The organism is Lactococcus lactis (genome assembly GCF_029023865.1).
GTDB classification, from domain to species: Bacteria; Bacillota; Bacilli; order Lactobacillales; family Streptococcaceae; genus Lactococcus; species Lactococcus lactis.
In genome coordinates this window covers 741,359-759,389 of sequence record NZ_CP118969.1, presented here as the reverse complement: position 1 = coordinate 759,389, position 18,031 = coordinate 741,359, and the positions used below count along the sequence as shown (strand labels likewise).

18 protein-coding genes, 1 tRNA gene and 1 other RNA gene are annotated in these 18,031 nt (G+C 34.8%); 4 read left to right on the top strand and 16 right to left on the bottom strand.

Features of this window, described 5'->3' with window-relative positions; translation table 11 throughout:
• Positions 1–147: 147 nt before the first annotated feature.
• The 6 genes from PYW37_RS03955 to PYW37_RS03930 all read right to left on the bottom strand — a co-directional run bounded on the left by PYW37_RS03955 (position 148) and on the right by PYW37_RS03930 (position 6,256).
• Complete coding sequence (locus PYW37_RS03955) at positions 148–1,302, bottom strand: THUMP domain-containing class I SAM-dependent RNA methyltransferase (protein ID WP_003129451.1); 1,155 nt, start codon at positions 1,300–1,302, stop codon at positions 148–150.
• 115 nt (positions 1,303–1,417) lie between these two features.
• Positions 1,418–1,801: RNase P RNA component class B (rnpB, locus tag PYW37_RS03950), an RNA gene on the bottom strand.
• A gap of 134 nt (positions 1,802–1,935) precedes the next feature.
• Complete coding sequence (gene gpsB / locus PYW37_RS03945; RefSeq protein WP_003129453.1) at positions 1,936–2,322, bottom strand: cell division regulator GpsB; 387 nt, start codon at positions 2,320–2,322, stop codon at positions 1,936–1,938.
• A gap of 53 nt (positions 2,323–2,375) precedes the next feature.
• Positions 2,376–3,380 (bottom strand): DNA polymerase III subunit delta, encoded by a 1,005-nt coding sequence (holA, locus tag PYW37_RS03940; RefSeq protein WP_044009704.1) that lies wholly within the window; start codon positions 3,378–3,380, stop codon positions 2,376–2,378.
• Positions 3,381–3,386: 6 nt separating this feature from the next.
• The gene (locus PYW37_RS03935; protein ID WP_012898252.1) at positions 3,387–3,962 is read right to left on the bottom strand and encodes a hypothetical protein; all 576 of its coding nucleotides are present in this window, start codon (positions 3,960–3,962) and stop codon (positions 3,387–3,389) included.
• Complete coding sequence (locus PYW37_RS03930; protein ID WP_023189685.1) at positions 3,959–6,256, bottom strand: FtsK/SpoIIIE family DNA translocase; 2,298 nt, start codon at positions 6,254–6,256, stop codon at positions 3,959–3,961. Before PYW37_RS03930 ends, PYW37_RS03935 begins: the two co-directional genes overlap by 4 nt.
• 161 nt (positions 6,257–6,417) lie before the next feature.
• On the opposite strand from PYW37_RS03930, the gene PYW37_RS03925 reads away from it, so the two are divergent.
• Positions 6,418–7,203, top strand: a complete 786-nt coding sequence (locus PYW37_RS03925) for a Cof-type HAD-IIB family hydrolase (RefSeq protein WP_003129459.1) — start codon at positions 6,418–6,420, stop codon at positions 7,201–7,203.
• 44 nt (positions 7,204–7,247) lie between these two features.
• On the opposite strand, the gene PYW37_RS03920 is transcribed toward PYW37_RS03925, so the two are convergent.
• From PYW37_RS03920 to udk, 3 genes are all read right to left on the bottom strand, one after another.
• A complete protein-coding gene (locus PYW37_RS03920; protein ID WP_003130340.1) occupies positions 7,248–7,640 on the bottom strand; it encodes a hypothetical protein in 393 nt (130 codons plus the stop codon).
• A gap of 134 nt (positions 7,641–7,774) precedes the next feature.
• Positions 7,775–8,755, bottom strand: a complete 981-nt coding sequence (pta, locus tag PYW37_RS03915; protein WP_023189688.1) for a phosphate acetyltransferase — start codon at positions 8,753–8,755, stop codon at positions 7,775–7,777.
• A 216-nt stretch (positions 8,756–8,971) separates the two neighbouring features.
• Entirely contained in the window at positions 8,972–9,592 is a 621-nt protein-coding gene (gene udk / locus PYW37_RS03910) for a uridine kinase (protein ID WP_010906081.1), read from the bottom strand.
• A 297-nt stretch (positions 9,593–9,889) separates the two neighbouring features.
• On the opposite strand from udk, the gene PYW37_RS03905 reads away from it, so the two are divergent.
• Positions 9,890–10,870 carry a Gfo/Idh/MocA family protein gene (locus PYW37_RS03905; RefSeq protein ID WP_017864844.1) on the top strand — a complete coding sequence of 327 codons (981 nt, stop codon included), beginning with the start codon at positions 9,890–9,892 and terminating at the stop codon, positions 10,868–10,870.
• A gap of 57 nt (positions 10,871–10,927) precedes the next feature.
• Positions 10,928–11,000: transfer RNA gene (locus PYW37_RS03900), tRNA-Arg, on the top strand.
• Between the two features lie 136 nt (positions 11,001–11,136).
• Here PYW37_RS03900 and PYW37_RS03895 read toward each other — a convergent pair.
• Positions 11,137–11,736 (bottom strand): transglycosylase, encoded by a 600-nt coding sequence (locus PYW37_RS03895; RefSeq protein WP_003130347.1) that lies wholly within the window; start codon positions 11,734–11,736, stop codon positions 11,137–11,139.
• 657 nt (positions 11,737–12,393) lie between these two features.
• Between PYW37_RS03895 and menA the strand changes: the two genes are divergently transcribed.
• Positions 12,394–13,353, top strand: a complete 960-nt coding sequence (gene menA, locus PYW37_RS03890) for a 1,4-dihydroxy-2-naphthoate polyprenyltransferase (RefSeq protein WP_003130349.1) — start codon at positions 12,394–12,396, stop codon at positions 13,351–13,353.
• Between the two features lie 24 nt (positions 13,354–13,377).
• On the opposite strand, the gene PYW37_RS03885 is transcribed toward menA, so the two are convergent.
• From PYW37_RS03885 to PYW37_RS03860, 6 genes are all read right to left on the bottom strand, one after another.
• On the bottom strand, positions 13,378–14,916 hold the full coding sequence (locus tag PYW37_RS03885; protein ID WP_023189689.1) for a ClC family H(+)/Cl(-) exchange transporter: 1,539 nt from the start codon (positions 14,914–14,916) through the stop codon (positions 13,378–13,380).
• A gap of 168 nt (positions 14,917–15,084) precedes the next feature.
• Positions 15,085–15,318 carry a hypothetical protein gene (locus PYW37_RS03880; RefSeq protein ID WP_017864847.1) on the bottom strand — a complete coding sequence of 78 codons (234 nt, stop codon included), beginning with the start codon at positions 15,316–15,318 and terminating at the stop codon, positions 15,085–15,087.
• Between the two features lie 12 nt (positions 15,319–15,330).
• Complete coding sequence (locus tag PYW37_RS03875; protein ID WP_017864848.1) at positions 15,331–15,945, bottom strand: hypothetical protein; 615 nt, start codon at positions 15,943–15,945, stop codon at positions 15,331–15,333.
• Positions 15,942–16,268, bottom strand: a complete 327-nt coding sequence (locus PYW37_RS03870; protein ID WP_017864849.1) for a bacteriocin immunity family protein — start codon at positions 16,266–16,268, stop codon at positions 15,942–15,944. Before PYW37_RS03870 ends, PYW37_RS03875 begins: the two co-directional genes overlap by 4 nt.
• 129 nt (positions 16,269–16,397) lie before the next feature.
• The gene (locus tag PYW37_RS03865) at positions 16,398–17,231 is read right to left on the bottom strand and encodes an XRE/MutR family transcriptional regulator (protein ID WP_023189691.1); all 834 of its coding nucleotides are present in this window, start codon (positions 17,229–17,231) and stop codon (positions 16,398–16,400) included.
• Between the two features lie 36 nt (positions 17,232–17,267).
• Positions 17,268–18,008 carry a demethylmenaquinone methyltransferase gene (locus tag PYW37_RS03860; protein ID WP_025016941.1) on the bottom strand — a complete coding sequence of 247 codons (741 nt, stop codon included), beginning with the start codon at positions 18,006–18,008 and terminating at the stop codon, positions 17,268–17,270.
• Between the last annotated feature and the right edge of the window lie 23 nt (positions 18,009–18,031).

Genomic DNA, 18,031 nt, shown 5'->3' with positions numbered 1-18,031 from the left:
TTTTCCTCCGAATAAGATTCCCACAATTCCAATAAAATGGTGAATCAGACAACGAGAGTTGCTCAAACTCGTCTGAATTTTTACTGACAGCCGTCATCACTAAAATTTTTTTGTTTTAGTAATAGCTTTTTGTTCTGTCAGTAAAATTTATTTCATACGTTTTCCGAAATACATATACAAATCTGTTCTAAGTGTTCCGTTATATAGTTTGCGTTTTTTAGTTGCTTTTGCCCCATAATGCTTTTCAAAAGCGACATCACTCGTCAAAATGTATTTACTCCAAGTTTCTAGTGGCGCAAAAGTTTTACCCATTTCACCATAAAGAGCTGCAACAGCTTCTTCATCTTCCAAACGCACCCCATAAGGCGGGTTAGAAACTAAGACACCGTCAAGCTTATCAGTTCTAAAATCTTGAAGTCGCATTTGCTTATATTTTATCACATCTGAAAGGCCTGCCGCAAGTGCATTATGTTTTGCAATTTCAATCATTTTTCCATCAATGTCAAAACCTTGAATATCCAATTCTAAATCTGTACGAATTTGTTTTTTGGCCAAAGCTTTTTCTTGTTTCAAAATTTCTTCATCAAACCAAGGCCATGCAGTAAAAGCAAATGGACGATTCATTCCTGGTGCCATATTTAAAGCCAGCATTGCTGCTTCAATTGTAAATGTTCCAGAACCACAAGTAGGATCAACAAAAGCACGACGAGGATTTGCTAACCAATTGGTTAATAAAATAATCGAAGCTGCCATATTTTCTTTCAAAGGAGCTTCTCCTTTTTCTGAACGATAGCCTCGTTTAAATAAAGAATCGCCAGTCGTATCAATCAATACAGTTGCCATATCTTTATGTAAAGCAATCTCAATTGAAAATTTAGCTCCATTTTCAGGAATTGGAACACCTTCAGGACGATGATATGTCGTCTGTAATTTTTTGACAATCGCTTTTTTAGTGATACTTTGAATTGACGGCTCATTATGTAAAGTTGATTTCACCGCTTTAGCTTTGCTGACAGGAAATTGGCTTCCAAAAGGAATGAGCTCTGCCCAGGGAAGCGCATAAACATTTTCAAACAATTCATCAAATGTTCTAGCTTTAAATTCCCCAACTACAATTTTTACACGGTCAGCCGTTCTTAACCAAAGATTCGCCTTAGCAATTGTTGCCAAATTTCCCTCAAAGAAGACACGTGAACGGTCGTCAATCGAAACATTTTCAATTTCCAGATTACGAAGTTCGCGAGCAACTAAACTCTCTAAACCACTTGAAGAAGTTGCTAATAACTTGAATTTCTTTTGCATTTTTTAACTTTCCATTCTCTGCATAAAATGAACAGAGATAATTCTATCTATTTCAATTAAACACTATTTATCAAAAAAAGCCGAGGCTAAAAGCCCCAGCCTGTGTCATACAGTTTTCTATAAGCCATGTTTTGTTCCAGTTCAATTCACATTCGTGAATCTCCCCTTCGATAATCATCTGTCTGCCAAAATTCTTAATTTCAGCCTCGACCACGCCTTCATTTTGGCTAGTCAAGTGCCCCGACCATAAGTTTGGGTTGCTCGCTTGAGGGGTTTACCACGTTCCATTCTTAGAGTTTCCTCTAAGACTCGTCTCTATGGCACTTTTACAGGCTACTCACGCATATCAAAAGACTTAGCGTTTTGGCCAGCCGTTAGGCATGACGCTCCTACCTAGGTTTATTGTTTGACCTAGCACAATCACTGCGTGCATCTCAGCAACGCGCGAGCATGGACTTTCCTCACGATTTACAAAAAAATCGCGCGATTATCCGAAAACTGTTTCTATCAAAAATTAAGCAGAACAATAAAGTTCATTTACCAAAATCTTTGCCTTCACATCTTGTGAAGTTTGCAAAAAGGTTCATTGCTAAACCTAATGCAGAACATAAAACATTTCAATTTTATATTTTCTTAGTTGTTTTCACTAGCAATGCCGTTAGGTCCAAATACAGCTTGTTCTAAACGATTAATTCGTTTGAGTAAATCAAAATTACTTGGATTACGCATTTCCACTTTTGGTTTACTTGAACGTGCTTGAAGAATTTGGTTAGGGTCAAAGCGTTGTGTATCATCAAGATTTGCTTGATTTGGTTTAGAAACTTGCATTTCTAATTCAGCAATCTTTTTCTTCAAAAACTCATTTTCCTCTTGAAGACGCAAGTTTTCAGTCTGATAAGTTTCATAATCAGCAATAACGTCATCAAGGAGTTCATCGACTTCTTCTTTATCGTAACCACGCATCTTTGTAGAGAAGTCTGCTTCATAGATATCTTTAGGCGTAAATTTAAATGTCGGCATTTTTACCTCTTCATCATCATTATAAAATGTCCATTATTTATGATAACAGATTTTCAGTTTTTTTTCAAGGTCAACCTGATTAAAGTGATATCAAAAAGATAGGATTTATCAGCTGCACTTGTTTTTATATCAAAATCAAGTTTAATTAAATCAGAAAGTCCATTTTTTAAGGATTTAACGTTTAATTTTCTAACCAATTGATTGGCCAATTTTACAGGATAAGGGTGCATTTTTAAAAAGGCAACTTGTTGATTTTCTTGCCAACCCTTGGCTTGGAAAAGTTTGACTTGTAAATACAAACGATAAGAATTTGTCAAAATAGCTAATATTTTAATTAAATCTTCCCCTTGCAAGGTCAAATCATGTACTAAATCACGCGCCTCATCAATTTTTCCTTTAAAAATTAAATCAGTTAAGGCAAAAATATTATCTTGTAGCGATTTTGGGACGACTTTTTCCACATCATCAAGTGTCACTTCTCGCCCTAGTGCATAAGTTTGAACGAGGTCAATATTTTGCTTCATTACTGAAAAATTATCATTTGATTTAGCGGCAATTAAACTCAAAACTGCCTTTGGTAAAGGGCTTATTCGACTAAAATATTGAATTAATTCTTGACTCTTTAATTCTTGTGCTTCAAGCAAAGCTGCTTTAGCTTTTAATTTTTTAACAACTTTAAGACGACTGTCCAATTTTCCATAAAGGATTAAAACAAGTTGCGTAGTTTCCGGCGGATCATCTAAAAAATTTTCAAAGCGCTTCAACTGTTTTTCATCTAAAACACTTTTTTTAGCCGTTGTTAAATTAACCAAGTTTTCCAGGATTACCAACCGAGAATCTGAGAAAAAAGGGAGAGATTCCAAATCTTCAAGGGCTAAATCGCTATTACTAGGAGTTAAGTCATAATAAGTCTGACTCAAATCCGTTGGCTCGAAATTAACCTCTGTTAAGAGTTGATTTTTCAATTCTCCAACTAGTTCCCTTGACTCACCAAAAATTACTAAAATTTGAGGGAGTCCTTTTCTTTTGATTTCATTAAATTCATCAAATACTGTCATTTTTAACTACCTCGTTACCATTTTTAAAGCAAACCCCAAGAGAACAAGGAGCAGGATGAGCAGAGCAAAACCTAAACAACCAACTTGAAAGAGTTTAGCAAAACTTGATTTTGCATTTCTAACAATTTCATTATCAGGTACGGCTATTCTCTCTTCCATTGATTTATATTTTTCATTAGAGTCAAAAGTGACATAGCCCCCACCGATAAAGCCATCATCTTCGGTCATTTTATTTCCATACAAAGCATCATTCCATGTAATCGGTCGATACGCTTCAACTCCTGGAATAAATTTTTGTGAAGAAGTGATATTTTTATCTGCCTTTAATTCTTCATAAAGTGTTCTGACTGGGGCTTTCATGCCGCCTTTTAAAATCTCATCATCAGCAGGCCGATTCCAAAATTCTAAGCGCATATAAAGCTGGCCTAATATTTGTAAAACTGGTTCTTTGCGTTCATTTAAAACCAAAGCATCAGCTAAAACATTTTTTTCCTTGATTGAAAGTTTTTTATTTTGTTCATCTTCTCGTAAGATTTCATAGATTTGTAGAAAATAGTGACGATAATATAGTTCTTCACTCACTCTTCTACTCCTCCAATAAATTCTCCATCTGGACTAACAAGGACTTTACGAGGAGTCGTTCCTTTAGCAGGACCAACAATTCCCTGCGCTTCCAACTCATTCATCAAGTCAGAGGCGCGATTGAATCCAACTTTTAAAGCCCGTTGCAATTGAGCCGTTGAAGCTTTTTGAGCCATAATAACCATATTTCGTGCTTCTTCAAATAAGGGGTCACCAGATCCTGTATTTGAAGCGCCCGTACCAACTTGACTCTCATCTACCTCACCAGGGTCAAAGCTTTCGTCATATTGAGCTTCTGATTGGTCTTTAATAAAGGTCACAACAGATTCGACATCATCGTCAGATAAGAAAGCCCCTTGCAAACGAATCGGATGATTTTCATCAATAGGTTTAAAGAGCATATCCCCACGACCTAGTAATTTTTCAGCCCCATTAGTATCTAAAATTGTTCGTGAATCTGTTCCAGATGAAACAGCAAAGGCAATTCTTGAAGGAACATTTGCTTTAATTAGTCCAGAAATGACATCAACAGATGGACGTTGTGTCGCAAGAATCATATGAATCCCTGCTGCTCGAGCTTTTTGTCCCAAACGAATAATTGCATCTTCCACTTCTTTACTGGCAACCATCATTAAATCGGCTAATTCATCAACAATGACTACAATCAGAGGAAGTTCAAGCATTTTTTCATCTGATTCTGCATTATATCTTTGTACTTTTTCATTATAGCCAGCAATGTTACGGACGCCATAACGACTAAAGAGTTCATAGCGTTCTTCCATTTGGTCAACAACTTTTTGAAGGGCACGTGAAGCTTTACGTGGATTTGTTACGACTGGAATCAATAGATGAGGAATATCATTGTAAACAGAAAGTTCGACCATTTTAGGGTCAACCATCAGAAACTTCACTTGACTAGGCAAAGCTTTCATCAAAATTGAAGTAATAATACCATTTACCGCCACTGATTTACCTGAACCAGTTGAACCTGCAACCAATAAGTGAGGCATTCTTGTTAAATCAAATGTGCGAATTCCACCATCTAATGATTTACCAAGAGGAATTTCTAACAATTTGCTTGGATTAGTTTTGCCAGCCTCCCACATTTCGCGGAAACCAACCATTGCAACTTCGGCATTAGGAATTTCGACGCCGACTAAAGATTTCCCAGGAATTGGTGCTTCAATTCGGATATCTTTAGCAGCTAAGGCTAATGCTAAATCATCTGATAAATTAACAACGCGTGAAACTTTTGTTCCAGTCGCTAATTTGATTTCATATTTTGTAATTGATGGACCAACGACTGCCGATTCAACATTGGCACCAATCCCAAAAGATTTGAAAGTTTCTTCTAAAATACCAATATTTTTACGAACATTCTCACGTTCGCCTGATTGATTTTTGACAGGAACTTCTGCCAGTAAATCAATGGTTGGTAATTTATAGTTACCGTTATAGTTATTAGTATTTGAAAAATTGACAGGTTCATCATCAAGAGAAACTTCTGCTAAAACTGGACTTTCAGTTTCAGTTTCATTTTCTTCAAAAGGCGCTTCTGGTATATTAATTGGAATTTCAGTAGGTGCTGAGGTAAATAATGAATTTTCTGCTGCCTCTGGAAGCTCTTCTCTTTCTGCTACAGCTTGTTTTTTTTCTAGCTCAGCAAGTGCTTTCGCTGCTTTTTTAGCTTCTGCTTTTTCGGCATGCTTTTCTTTCCATTTCGCTAAACGTTGATGTAAATCTTCACGCATTTTAGGGAAAAGTCCTGGAATCATAAGATAAATAGCAACTAACCAAAGTACTGCAGCAATAATATAGACACCAATGACTGAAAACAAGGCTTTAGCAGGCTCGGTGATTAATGCTCCAATAACACCTGAGCCGACAAAATGAATGACACGGCCAGCCATTAAATCAGACCAGATAAGATGAAAAGTTTCATTAAATCCTTGATGAAGTCGAATTTGAAAGACAAACATTAGGCCGATAAAAGTTAAAATAATGGCTGGAGTAATTCTTTTATTTTCTTTTAAAACTTGCTTACGAAAGACGGAAATAATCATTAGTCCAGCAAGCAAGAGAAGAAAAACAATCGCAAGAGAACCAACAAACAAGCGGACAATGTTATAAAGTAAGACTCCGACAATTCCTAGGCGAGCAAGCGCAAATAAGATTAAAAGAAGCCCAACAAAAAAAGCAATCATTTTGCGTGTTGCGGCCTTTTTCTGTTGTTCTTTTTTAGTATTTCTTCTGGTTGTTTTTTTCTTTGCAGGCATTTTTTTACTTTCACTCATTTTTAATAATATTGACAGGTTTGTCAGTAAAATAATATTAATTATATTTATTTATTTTTATAGTTAACACAAACTGACAGTTCTGTCAGTCATTTAAATTCTTTATAAAAGAATGGATAATTCCACTTACAATTATATCATAAATTTGATACAATAAAATTATGGAAAATATCAATGATTATAAGGCTTTAGCCTTCTTCGATTTAGACGGAACGTTGCTTAACAGTCAAAGTAAACTTGACCAAGAAGTTATTGAAGGAATTCATCGGATTCGCGAAAATGGTGTTTTACCTTTCATTGCTACTGGCCGTGGACATTTTGAACTTGATGAAATCATGAGTTTAACTGGGATTAGTGGAGCGGTTGCCATGAACGGACAGTATATTGTTTTAGATGGTGAAACAATATATAAAGAAGAAATTCCGACAAGTAGTGTTGAAAAATTACTTGAGGCAGCAAGTCCTCACTCAGAAGCTCTTTCTTTTTATGACAGTCAAGGTTATTGGGTGAGTGAATTAACTGACTTAGCTAAAACCGCTTATGCTTACACTCATATGCCAATGCCACAGGCAGATGCTAGACGTTACCTCTCTCAGGAAGTCAATATGCTTTTGGTTTTGACCAATCAACTCAGTCAAGTTGATTATTATAAAGAACGCGTTCCTGAACTTAACTTTTTCATGAACTCTCCAAGTTCGATTGATGTTACAAACAGCACAACTAACAAAGGGACAGGAATTAATCATGTCAAAGAGGTGCTAAATTTCACTGGTCAAACTTTTGCCTTTGGTGATGGTCGCAATGACTTAGATTTATTCAAAGCAGCTGACCACAGAACGGCAATGGGAAATGCTGTTCCTGAATTAAAAGAGTTAGCCGATTTTATTTCTACAGAAAATACTAACCACGGAATCATCAATGCTTTTAATCATTGGGGCATCATGTAAAGTCTAATAAAAAATTACTGACAGAAAGTCTGTCAGTATTTTTTTTATTTATTTTCAAGGACTTCTCGTCTTCGATAGACATAAGCAAGAATGAAACAGAGGGCAACTGGTAAGGTCAAAATTAAGCCAACACCGTTAAAAACAGAGGCTACACAATAAAAGATACCAACAACTAAGAAATAAATTCCCCAACCTTTTTCTTTTGTCAATCTTGCAAAAGCCACCCAATTTAAAGCTAGTAAAGCGATTAAAATCAGAGCTGCAATCATTGCTGCGGTAGATAATAATTGCTTATCAAATCCTGAATCTTGAAGTTCTGTCATAATTTCTGAATTCTCTGGCATATAAATAATGGCCCAAAAACTAATTAGCCCAACAAGTGCCAAAATTGAAAAAATAATCGACCCTACTAGAGCAAAAATTTTTGATTTTCTCATTTTTTCTCATTTCCTTTTTGATTCTTTAATTATAACATTTTTAGACCAACAAAAAAATCCGCCTCAAATGGCGGATTAATGACAGACTTGTCAGTAATTATTCATTTACAAATTTACTGACAGAATATCATTATTTATTTTAAAGCTTGGGCAGCTGTGATAATTGCAAGTTTATAGACATCTTCTTCGTTACTTCCACGAGAAAGGTCAGAAACAGGTGCGTTCAAACCTTGCAAAATTGGCCCAATCGCTTCAAAATTACCCAATCGTTGAGCAATTTTATATCCAATATTTCCTGATTGAATATCAGGGAAGATAAAGACATTGGCACGACCAGCAACAGTTGAATCTGGTGCTTTTTGACGAGCCACCGCTGGAACAAAAGCAGCGTCAAATTGAAGTTCACCATCAATTTCAATTTCAGGGTAATCTTCTTTAACAAGTTTTGTCGCTTCTACTACATTATCAACATCTTCTGATTTTCCAGAACCTTTAGTTGAGAATGAAAGCATGGCAACTTTGGGGTCAATATCAAAGAGTGCTGCTGTTTCGGCTGAAGCTACAGCAATATCGGCAAGAGTTGGTGCATCTGGTTTGATGTTAATCGCACAGTCACCAAAAATATATTTTTCATTGTCATCACGACCACGAACCATAATAAAAGCACCAGAAACAGATTTTACTCCTGGTTTCGTTTTAATGATTTGAAGGGCCGGACGAACAGTATCAGCAGTTGAATGAATTGCGCCAGAAACCATTCCGTCAGCAATTTTCATATAAACAAGCATCGTTCCAAAATAATTTGGGTCTTTCAAGAGCTCTTTTGCTTGTTCTTCTGTAACTTTACCTTTACGACGTTCCACAAAAGTTTCCGTCATCGTTTCAAAACGTCCACAATTTTCTGGGTCATAAATCTCAAAGCCTTCAGGATTAATTCCACGTGAAATCAATGTTTCAGTGACTTCTTTTACATTCCCAATAAAGACAGGTGTAATTAGTCCGTCAGCGTTAAGACGATTTGCAGCACCTAAAATACGTGCATCAGTTCCTTCAGGAAAGACAATTTTTAAGCCTTTTCCACTAATTTTTTGTTTCAGTGATTCAAAAAGTTCCATTTTGACAAAATCCCTTGGTTACAAATTTCTCATAACCCACCGCTTTAAGTTGCGGATTTCCTTTCTGCAATTGTTACGAATTAAGTATATCATACTTTCACAAAAAAAGTAAGCATTACCATTATTGCTATTTAAGGACAATTAGCCTTTTTATTTTTCCAATTTTTCACGAGATTCACTATCCAAAAACAAAAAAACTGTCATAGACAGCTTTTTTTAGTCGTTTAAAATGCTAGCGATTTTCGTCGTAATAATATCAACCCCAACAGTATTTGATACCCCTTCAGGAATAATCACATCTGCATATCTCTTTGTGGGTTCAATAAATTGATGATACATTGGCTTAACAGCATCTAAATACTGTGTAATTACTGAATCAAGAGTTCTTCCTCTTTCTTCAATATCTCTGCGAATTCGACGGATAATCCGCACATCGTCATCTGTATCAACAAATATTTTGATATCCATTAAATCACGCAAACGTTCATCTTCTAAAACCAAAATTCCCTCAACGATTAAAACATCAACAGGTTCTTGACGGTAAGTTTCTTGTGAACGCGTATGTTTTGCATAATCATAAATCGGAATATCAACCGCTCGTCCATATTGAAGCTCTTTTAATTGAGCAATTAAATAATCTGTATCAAAGGCTAATGGATGGTCGTAGTTCGTTTTTGTCCGTTCTTCAAAAGTCAAATGCGATTGATCTTTATAGTAACTATCATGTTCAATCATTGCAATTCGTTCATTTGAAAAAGTTTCTAAAATAGCATGTGAAACACTTGTCTTTCCACTTGCTGACCCACCAGTGACACCAATAATCAACGTTTTCTTCAAAATTAATTCTCCAAATTTTCTTCTATATATTCTACCACAATTTTTGAGCTTTTTGTCATCAACTGACAATTTTTTTACTTTTTAAGCGTTCACATCAAAAACTCTTAATTTTACTGACAAAAGCTCTTAATAAGTGACATGGAATCTTTGGAATTCTTATTTTTATAATTTATTTACTGAAAATTCAATAGTAGAGCAATGACCTTTAAGAAAAAATTTGATATAATAGAACAAGCTTTTAATAGAATTTTAGAATCTTCTAACGAATGATTCTGTCCACCTATAAAGGAGAATTTGATGCTAAAACTTGGAGTAATTGGTACGAGCTGGATTGCTCGCTCATTTATTGATGCTGCCCATATGACTGAAAAATTTCAGTTTTCTGCAGTCTATTCCCGTCGGCTCAAATCTGCTGATCAGTTTTCTGCCGATTTTAAAGACATCCAAAAATTCGATAATCTTGACGATTTTTTTAAAGCTTCACTTGATATTATCTATATTGCCAGTCCAAATGCCCTCCACTTTGAGCAAGCTAAAGCCGCAATTTTAGCCGGACATAATGTCATTGTTGAAAAACCTGCCTTTTCAAATCCTAAAGAACTGACAGAAATTATTAAGCTTGCTAAAGAAAATGAGGTCTTCTTCTTTGAAGCAGCCAGAAATATTCATGAACATTCATTTTCAATTATTAAAGACTTTCTTGCTGACAAAACAGTCAAAGGGGCAGACTTTACTTATTCAAAATATTCATCAAAAATGCCTGCTCTTTTAAACGGTGAAATCCCTAATAAATTTAATGCAAAATTCTCTGGTGGACTTTTAGCCGATCTTGGTGTATATCTTTTGTATGCTGCAATCTTTTGGTTTGGCAAACCACAAAAAGCAACTTATGATGCAGTTTTACTTCCGTCAGGCGTTGATTTAGCTGGTGTTGGAATTCTTGACTATCAAGATTACAAAGTTTCGATTAAATGCGCAGGAAATGTGAATTCATATCTTCCTAGTGAAATCTATACTACTGATGGAACTTTAATTTTGGATGGTGTTAATGCGATTACTTCTGCCAAATTCATTGCTATGGATGGTTCAGAAACTATAATCGACATTGAAGCTCCAAAACACTCTCTTTATGATGAAGCTGTTGACTTTGCCCAAATCTTAGAAAATAATGATTTTGCTGCAAGTTATGACCTACATCAATTTGCCCAAGAAGTTTCAGAAACTTCATACCAAATGCGTCAAAGTGCTGGCATTGTTTTTGATGCTGACAATAAATAAAGCTCATTAAAAGTTGCTGACAGAAATATTTTGTAAGCCTGTCAGTAATTTATCTCTGGTCTCTTAGTTAAATTGGATATAACTACTGCCTCCTAAGCAGTGATTGCCAGTTCGATTCTGGCAGGGGCCATCTAATAAAAAAGAACACCGAATTCGGTGTTCTTTTTTATACTCAATCAATCCCAAACGAACTTGAGAGTTGATTGCTATGAGCCACTAAGTTTGATTTATTTATCAAAGATTTTAAGACGAGTTTTAATCAATGCTTAGTTATAAACAACCCAGCTACCAGCAGGAAGTTTACTTGCCATCGCAATTTGTTCTGCCAAAGTCATTCCAGCATATTCGCCATGACCTAGCAATTGGAAAGCACCATAAGCACCTGAACTTGAATTCACACTATCAATCCCACCATTTGATTCGTGAGTAATGATATAAGCCCATTCGCTAGCAGAATAGCCCGCTGCATTAGCTGTATTCGATGCCATATAATTAGCAAGAGCTTGGATGTCAACTTGTCCAGAAGTTTGGCTCATATTAAGCCCACCAGAAACACTTTGTGTTGCTTGAGTTGGTGCAACTGATGTAACTTTAGTAGGTTGTTCTTCAGCAGTTTTAGTTGTTGCAGAAACTTGAGTTGTTGTTCCTGTAAGAATGTTATTAACTTCTGTTTGGATTGCTTTCACATCAAAACCTTTACTTTGAAGGTTAGTGACACGAGTATCTCCATTTCCGTAGTTTCCGTTAATTACTTCTATAGCAACTTCATGAGTTGATTTAGGTGTATCCGCATGAGCGATTCCGCCCCCAATAAACATGAATGATGCAACTAATCCCGTTGAAATAGCAACTTTACTTAATTTCATTTAGACCTTTCGATTTCGCCACTAAGAACATTCCATAGGATTCAAACTGAATCCAGTCTATCTTCTATTAACATGGTTACTTCCCATACACATCATAAAGTCCGAACGCTTGTGTAGGATTACCGTAAGCAGTTTAACGTCATTGCACGCTATGGACGTTTAAAAATTCATTTCTCACAACTTATTGTGAGTTAAAAAACAATTTAACATCAGTAGTAAATTTTCTCCACCACTCATGAGAAATGATTATATTACCCATTACTTAACCGAACCTTAAAATAAATGCTAAGAATCCCTCACAAAAGTGATTATAAAGCCTTTTCCTTCAAATCTTATTCTCATATTGTAGTATCTTTAGTACGAACTATTGGAAGCTTAAACCGTTCCCAAATCAATTAAAATTAGCATATTTTATATTTATCTTAACAAAGATTACTAAATATAATCTTCAAGTCTATGTTGATTCTTAACCTATAATCAGTTATAATTACAATAGAAATGAAAGCACTTCAGTAAAATGAGTAACATTTGTTAACGTTTTTACTTAAACTTTTTTAATATGATTAAAAAATAGAGAATTATTTTCTCAAAAAATAAATAAGTAAAAGCCGTAAAATAACGGCTGTTTTTATTCAAATTATATTTTCAGGAGTAATTATGTCCCTCAAAAATTTTTTAGAACTCGTCGAAATAAAAACTAAAATCGCCAGTATTTTCCCTTACATTATTGGTTTACTTTTTAGTTTAAGCTATTTTAAAATGATAAATATTGGCCTATCTCTCTTATTTTTAATAGCAATGCTCCTTTTTGATATGACCGTAACTGCTATTAACAATTATCAAGATTTCAAAAAAGCCAAAGATGAAGATTATAAAAAGCAAGAAAATATCATTGGTCAAGCCAATCTTTCCACCCGATTGGTAGCTTCTATTATCTTGTTTATGCTTATTTTGAGCCTTTTTTTAGGATTTCTCCTCGCTTATTTTGTTGGCTGGCTTTTCTTTATTCTTGGTGGAATCGTCTTCTTTATTGGCGTTTTCTATACTTACGGTCCTATTCCACTTTCACGTATGCCTTTAGGAGAAATTTTTTCTGGTGGGACAATGGGCTTTGGAATTTTTGCAATGATCATCTTAATCAACAGCGCTCAATCACCTATTTTTAACCTAAATCTTGATTTCACAAACGACTCTTTTAGCTTTACTGGTAGTATTTTTGCAGCCATCGCCATGATAATTGCAAGTTTACCACTCATTTTTACCATTGCAAACATCATGCTGGCCAATAATTTACGTGATTTAGATAGCGATATAAAAAATCATCGTTACACATTAGTTTATTATATCGGTCGTCCAAACGGAATCAAACTTTTTCAACTTTTGATGTATTCTTCCTATTTAGCTATTATTATTGGATTTATCTTTAGAATATTTGAATGGCCAACTTTACTTAGTTTACTCACTTTTCCAATTATCAGAAAGAATCTAAAATCTCATGCTAGTCAAGTTCCAAGTCCTCGCAGCTTTGTTTATTCACTGAGAAATATGGTTCTATTTAACAGCGCTTATGCTGTGAGTCTGTTTTTATCAATCCTTTGGCAATATTTAAGCAAATAAAAAAAGTGATAGAATATCACTTTTTTATTTTTCATTTAAAACCTGACGAAGTTGTTCTCTAGCAATCACTTCATCTTCTCGTCTAATCAAAAAGGTCAAATAATCTCCTGCTTGTAATTCAGTATTCCCGTGTGGAATGATATCCTTACCTGAACGATGAACCGAAACCAGCAAACATCCTTCTGGTAAATGTATCTCTGACAACTTCTTACGATCCGCAACTGAATCAAATTGAACAATTGTTTCAAACATCATCTGCTTATCCGAATCATCAACATCAATTTCTTTTTCTTTCAACATGTTGTCTAATAAGGAATCATAAATTGGCTCAGATTGTAATAAATCAGCAACGACATAAGCAATTAAAGAGACAAGAGCCAGAGGAAGTAAATGGTCAAATGAACCAGTCATTTCCACCAAAAGAAGGATTCCAGTCATCGGTGCTCGAACAATTGCTGTAAAAGTCCCAGCCATCGCTAAAATTACTAGATTGGCAAATAAATGGCTTGGAAGATGAAAAAGTGAAATAACAATTGTCGCAAAAACAGCTCCAAGACTAGCACCCAAAACTAACAGGGGAAAGAAAATTCCTCCTGGCACACCCGAAGAATAAGATACCATTGAAATCAGATATTTCCCAATGAGAATCAAACATAGAAAGGCTAATCCCATTTCTAAACTAAAGGAATCCATTAAACGATGGCCACTCCCAATTATATTAGGAAACAATAAACCAGTTGCCCCAACCACTAAAAAAGTAAGTAAAACACGAAGAAATGGACTCTTTATTTTCTTCATCAAATTTTGACTTGTGAGGAGTGTCCAGTTATAAAAAGCACCGAAAAGTCCTAAAATAATTCCTAAAATAATAAGTAGCCAATAATTTGAGAGTTCAATTGAACCAACAATTTGGAAATGAAAAACTGGACCACTCCCAAACATTATTCGTGCAACCATATCAGCAACCATTGCTGAGGTCATACAAGTTAATAAAATCAATGGAGAAAAGTATTTAAATACTTCTTCCAAAGTAAACATGACACCTGACAAAGGTGCATTGAAAGCAGCAGATAAACCAGCAGATGCTCCAGAAGCAATTAGAATTCTTTTATGACGTTCAGTTTCAGCCAACCGGCTAGAAACCATCTGACCCATTGAAGCCCCAAGTTGAACTGAGGGACCCTCACGCCCCAGTGATAGACCTGCAAACATTGCTAAAGTCCCAGCGATAAATTTAGCAAAAGCAGTCGTGAACCAATTATTTTTAAAATAACCCTGTAATTGCCCTTTAACTTGTGGTATCCCAGAACCTGAACTCATCGGATATTTCTTCATAAAGAAAGTAACCACAAAGGCTAAGAAAGCCAAACCCAAAATAAGGAGGGGAATAAAAATAATGTGTGAGCTAACAAAGCGATAAATACTCAAGCCCCAAGTTTCAGCTTTTTCCAGTGCCAACCGATAAAGACTGGCCAAAAAACCCGCAGTCAAGCCCACGAGTACACTTAGAAAAAGCAGATAAAGATTTTTATTTGTTGATTTCTCTATATCTTTTAATTTCATTACTACTTCCCTACTAACGCTTATTTTAATAAATTTTTAAGCAAGATTATTATACCATAAAATAGATTCCTTATGTTTTGTACTTTTAATAATATACACATCACCTGTATAAATTTACTCAAAAAGGCACTCAATCGAGTACCTTTAATTTTTTAACTACAGATTTACTTAAAGTTTTCTATCTTTCCAAAAAAGAAAGAGCCCGAAAAACATCATCAAATAAAATGGAAGTGTCAATGCAGTAATTTCTAGTGGTATTCTTACAACAAAAATAAGAATAATGAGAGAAATAGATAAGACTAAACCTCTATACTTAAAAATTGATTTTGGAATTCGTGGCCAAACATAGATTTGTAAAAGAAATGAGATGACGATAATCGCCAGCCATAAAACTAAAAACATCACTCTACCTCCTTACGGAACATAAATTGAATAGACTCCCACCCAGTTTACCTCCATATTAAGATAATCCTTTTGGTGGATACTATTCATATAATCTAAATCACTTTTAACCTTCAAATAATAAGCACCACCCAGAGCAGCAATTGGTGGGGCAAATATACCAACAAGACCTGAACCGATAGCCCAATTATCTAAATCATGGTCCATTTGATAAACTGCTGCATTACTTCTGAAGTAGTAGCAAGTTCCCCACCAAAAATTCCCATAGGTGTATCCCGATGATTTCAGGGTAGAGGCACGATTCACAATTTCTTTAGTGATAGGATTTATAATTAATTTATTCGTTTCAACTTGCTGATTTACAGCATTAATTTGTTGTTTTACTTGTTCAATCTCAGTTTGGCTAACCTGAATATTTTCCGGAATATTTAAAACATACTGGTTATCCTCAACAGAAACATAGGGTTCAAATTGTCCTTGTACATCAGTGTTTGAAGCTTGTCTATTAGAAACTTGCTCTGTTGTCCCGTTAGAACTAATGACATCAGCATTAACTATTATTGGAGTAACTGCTGATAGCAAGATTGCTGAAGTCATAAGACTTACATAAATTTGTTTTGTTTTCATAAGTGTTTCCTTTCATTTTTTTCTGGAAATTGAGCTATCCCAGTCAGTAAAGAACTTCCCTCGCCCCAAGTCACCTTTCGCTCTGAACGAAGTTCCTTGTAAAATTTTAAGACATTTAAAGAATGTTGAGAAGAAATCACCAAAGGAAGCAAGGCATTTCTAAGATGAACGAGTTCAAATTCCATATTTTTAGATTTTTCAATCTGTTCATAATAGTCCATCAGTATTTTCTTTTCTGCTTCGTTTAATTTTGAACCTGCCTGTAGCAATTTCTCAATTCGATTCAAAATTTTCTCTCTCATTTCTCTTTCTTTTTTTAACATATTTCCTCCTTTTTTATTTTTTCTTGATAATCAAGCGCGCTTTCTTTTATCTTTAATTTTATTCTAGCAGAAAAAAAGTCTCCTTTTTAAATCATTGCAAAAATGCAACGAAGTAATCTGGAGACTTTTTTATGTTAATAATTTTCCTAAAAGCTTTTGATATCGTTTTTGATAATAATCTGCTAAATCTTCATATCCAACTTGCCCAAAAATTTCAATGGCATTTTTGATTTGCTTTTCACCGCTTATCTTGTCTTTGAAACAATAGCTATAAAAACCATGTGCCAGATTTCTTAGATTTTCAACATAGAGGTCGTAGAAATAATCTTTAGGGTAACTTTTTTGCAAGATACTTCTAGCTGAGTCACGAGCTCCTTTTGAGGAAAGCAAAACGACCGCTCGATACGAAGATTGAAGAACTCTTCTGCGATATTTAAAAACACCATATAAGTGTTTACTCTTCCCCCATAGTTCTTTCATCAAATACATAATTTCTCGTTCACTGAAACTATCCAAAGTCAGATAAAAAATTGAAAGTTCAAAATAGCCCCATTCTCCAACGTCATAGAGATATTCAACCACATCGTCAGCTTCCATTTGTGTCAGTGTTTCATACCGACTTTTAGCACAATAAGCTAGCATTTTTGAATCATATTCCATAGCTTCTAAATAGAGACTATGAAGTTTATCGACGTCATCTGCAATATCCGCAAGAATTATATCTTCTAAAAATTCTTCTTTATAATCCATTGAAAAATTATTGATAAAATGTTCATACTCAGCTAAAGTCACATTCATCTCTTGCAGCGCACTATCCAAGCGTTCAAAGCTTATCATGGTTTGACCTAATTCAAATCTTGATAAACTCGCTTTTGAAATACCTATTTCTGAAAAATGAGAAAGCGAAAAATTCTTTTGTTCTCGTAGTTTTTTAAAAATTTCCCCATAACGTTTATAAGGCATATTTTTCCCTCGAAATTTTTATTTTTTATTGACCGACTACTTTTTACCAATACGAATATTTGATTTAGGTTTTTTGGATTTAGTGGCAAAATGACTTGCGATTGCTCCACCGCCATGTTTTTGATAGTCTACGGCAACAAAGCCAGCTTTTCTAAAAAGTTCTTCAAGCGTCTTGGCATCTGGAAAATCTTCTGCTGATTTTTGAAGCCATTGATATTCTTTTAAAGATTTGGCAAAAACTTTACCAAAAAAGGGCATGACATTTTTAAAATAAAGTTCAAAAGCTTGTTTATAAATTGGTAATGTGGGGTGTGAAGTTTCGATACAAACTACTCTGCCCCCTGGTTTTAACACACGAAAAATTTCTTTTAATACAGTAAGATAGTCAGGTGTGTTTCTTAGACCATAACCAATCGTAACTACATCAAAACTTTCATTTTCAAAAGGTAAAGCCATTGCATTTCCTTGGAGAAATTCAATGTTTTTCTTCGCTTCTTCTTTAAGTTTAGCCTTAGCAATTTCGAGCATATTTTCTGAAAAATCAAGACCAATTACTTTACCAGAAGGGCCGACACTTTCAGATAAATCAAAAGTCCAGTCTCCAGTTCCACAACACAAATCAAGAATAGACAGACCAGTTAAATCTCCCATCCTTTTCATTGTTTTAGCACGCCATAAATCATGTTGTTTAAAACTGATAATGGCGTTCATTTTATCATAATCTGATGAAATACTATTAAAAATTTCTTGTACACGTTCTTCGTTTACTTTTGTCATAGACATATTATAGCACAAGTTCT